Source organism: Rhodopirellula europaea 6C, assembly GCF_000338295.1.
GTDB lineage: Bacteria > Planctomycetota > Planctomycetia > Pirellulales > Pirellulaceae > Rhodopirellula > Rhodopirellula europaea.
Genome location: NZ_ANMO01000260.1, coordinates 1 through 2848, shown reverse-complemented (window position 1 = coordinate 2848; position 2848 = coordinate 1). Strand labels below are relative to the sequence as shown.

Here is a 2848-nt window from a genome sequence, read left to right as displayed (position 1 = left end):
TCTGCAATCACCCGGTCGCGACGAGAGATTGTCCATTGTCAAACCGCCCGACTTCGCGACTCGGGTGCATTGCTTTGTTCTGCCAAGTCATTCGGCCATGCAAACCTCTGCGATCTCCCAATCACGAAGGGTGACGAAACAGCCGCGGAATTCCGGATCGCCTTCAACGCGGTACGTGATCTCGATCGTGTTTGAGTCATCATACAAGTTGATGCCAACATGAGGCACCAGCCGAGAAGACAATTCGTCCGAAGTTTTGATCTCGGGGTGACATTTGGCCAATGCCGTGCAGATGTCTGGCCATAGCTTGGAGTGTCGGACCGGCAGTTCAACAATCAGGTCACGCTGGTGTTGTGAAGGGCCGGAATCATCAGCCCGAATGTGGATGTGAGCGGATTCAATCGGGGCGGAATCAAAGGGAATGTCGGCATCCCATGCGTCGACATAGTAATTCAGTTGGCCAAAGTCTGGATCGTCTACTGTTTGCTTCGGGCTGCCGGTCATGCCATGGGGTTCGTCGTAATCGCCAGCGGGGAGAATACGAATCGTGATTTCATCACCTGTCGTAACCTCAGGTGATGGCCAGCCTGCGTGATGTTGCCGATCTTGCGATCCGTCGAACATTCCAAGGCCGCCGATCTGTAGATCGTGGGAGTGTTCTTGGCCAGGATGTTTCACGTATGTGAGGCCGACCGAGAGTACACCGTCCCCATTAATTCCGGAGATACACACACGCTCACCGTTCTTCAGTATCTCGAATCGAGTTGACATGCTGTGACGGTTTCTCTTAGTGGCAGAACGTTACGCATCAGCGGGGACGGGCGAAAGACTTGCAAGCAGACGAGAAAACAGACCACCCGTCCTCCGTTGCATGCGATGGTTATCGGATTCTTCGGTTGGTGACCGAACGGAAACGTCCGTCTGGCTATAGAACTCATTGTCAATCAGCATGTCAAGCACGCCAATACTTGTGCGGAACAGGGTCGGGATTCGCGTCTTGTCGTAGGCCGTTTGCACGTGGAAATGCAGGTGTGGCCGTCCAGAGCATCCCGTATTGCCAGATAACGCGATGGGTTGCCCGACATCGACCCACTCTCCATCGGACACAAGAGCGCCGTTTAGGCGAATGTGTGCATAGCACGCAACCGAAAAGTCATCGTGACAAATACGGATCGAGTTGCATCCGTCGGTTGGAAGTTCATTGGTATCGAGCGAGCGAACGACGCAGCCACTTCTTGCAGCACAGATGACGCTTCCAATCGGCATCCAGAAATCGACTGAGAAGTGTGAGTCGCCGTGATGTGATCGTGTTCCACCGTACGTCTGGCAACAGCGGTAGCGAGCGTCTTTCTCGAACGGCAGTTCGTACACATGTGACGCATCGTGGCGAAACAGGGCCAGATTCACACAACGCTCAAGCATCAAAAGCAGTTCCTGTCTTCAGTCCGATAACGACACGCATCACCGGGCCGGAACGGTTGATGCTCCATTCGTGATAACGCGCAAGCCCGGCTCCGGTGAATGCGCTGGTTATCCGCCTTTTTCTCAATCCGGGTACGGTCCAAAACTAAATGCAACGAGCATGTCGGCGTCGCCCATGAGGTCAGCGTCCGATTCAAACACAAGGCGACGTTCGCCGCCAACATTTGCGATAATGAGATCCGAAATTGGGTCGTCCTCGAACATCCCCAATGCAGTGTCAGCAGTCAAGTCTATCTGGTCATTACTGCTAATCCAGGTTCCTGTGGTTTTGCCGTAGTGCCCAAGGCAGCCAGTCCAGTCGCATGTGAATGTTCCATTTTCGTGTAGCTTTAGGTCGAGATTGTATCCCAGGCCGTCGCCTTGGTAGTAGCGGCCAGCCAAGGGTTGCTGCATGGAATCAGAAGAGCAACCGCCGACAGCCAAACAGGCAACAGCGCAAATCAGGGCAATCCGTGAAGCGTTCATGATCTCAGTCGGATAACGGTAGACATCACGGGGGACGGACGAAAGACTCTCCACTTCGAAAACCGCGCAAGCCGTCCTCCCGTGCATGTCATGGTTCTGCGTTTTTCGCGGGTAGCATCTCAAACTTAATTGTCACGTCAGCTGAAATGGAAACTTGACCAGGCGTATTGAGTTTCAGGGACTCTGCACTGGCGTCATCACGTTGCACAACAAAAGTGTACTTATTGCCGTGAAGTGAGTTCACAGTTTTGTTGCCCGTTTGAGCCGCATCTGCAACCGCAAAAAAGTCAGCAGCAGCTTCGTTGTACTCAATGTGCTCCTCGATCTGCAGTGCCGGCCCAAGCTTCATGCCAGTAAGTTCCGTCAGGTGTTCAGCCTTTTCTTTCGCATGTGTTACCGCCAACCGCCTCGCCTCAAACTGATGCTTTCGCTGACTGCTAACGCGAAATTGCATGCGTGAGACATTTGTAAGTCCCTTATCGAAAGCGTCAGCCAAAAGTACTTCGATCTTGTCGAAGTCCGTCAGCCGAACCAAGATTGATCGCGAATAGTTGTACGCAATCGGTGTTTCTTGGCGTTCTCCATACTCTCCGTAGTACGGTGTAACTTCTAGGTCGTCCAGCTTTATGTCGGCTTTGGGGACTTTGTGGTCGCTGAGCCGCTGTAGCAGGGAACGTGAAACGGAGTCACTCTTTCGTTTGGCATCCAATAGCTTCTTCTCGCGCGTGCGAACATTAAGTTCAAGCACTACTTCGTCAGGGATCACATTTACTTCGCCAGTCGCAGTGACCGTTATGAATCGCTGCTCGTCAGCGGGCAGAAGTGTGCACCCTACGCAGCAGAGGAGAAATGCCAGCAATCTCATGTGAGCTCCAGAAAGTGTGCGTTACCTAATTCGCAG

General features: G+C 52.9%; 4 protein-coding genes. All 4 read right to left on the bottom strand.

Features of this window, described 5'->3' with window-relative positions:
* Positions 1–87: 87 nt before the first annotated feature.
* Complete coding sequence (locus RE6C_RS27685; RefSeq protein ID WP_144054900.1) at positions 88–771, bottom strand: hypothetical protein; 684 nt, start codon at positions 769–771, stop codon at positions 88–90.
* A 30-nt stretch (positions 772–801) separates the two neighbouring features.
* On the bottom strand, positions 802–1422 hold the full coding sequence (locus tag RE6C_RS29650; protein ID WP_081605772.1) for a M23 family metallopeptidase: 621 nt from the start codon (positions 1420–1422) through the stop codon (positions 802–804).
* A gap of 123 nt (positions 1423–1545) precedes the next feature.
* Positions 1546–1947, bottom strand: coding sequence for a hypothetical protein (locus tag RE6C_RS27675; RefSeq protein ID WP_144054899.1), 402 nt, complete (start codon positions 1945–1947; stop codon positions 1546–1548).
* A gap of 88 nt (positions 1948–2035) precedes the next feature.
* A complete protein-coding gene (locus tag RE6C_RS27670) occupies positions 2036–2812 on the bottom strand; it encodes an SIMPL domain-containing protein (protein ID WP_173401844.1) in 777 nt (258 codons plus the stop codon).
* Positions 2813–2848: the final 36 nt, after the last annotated feature.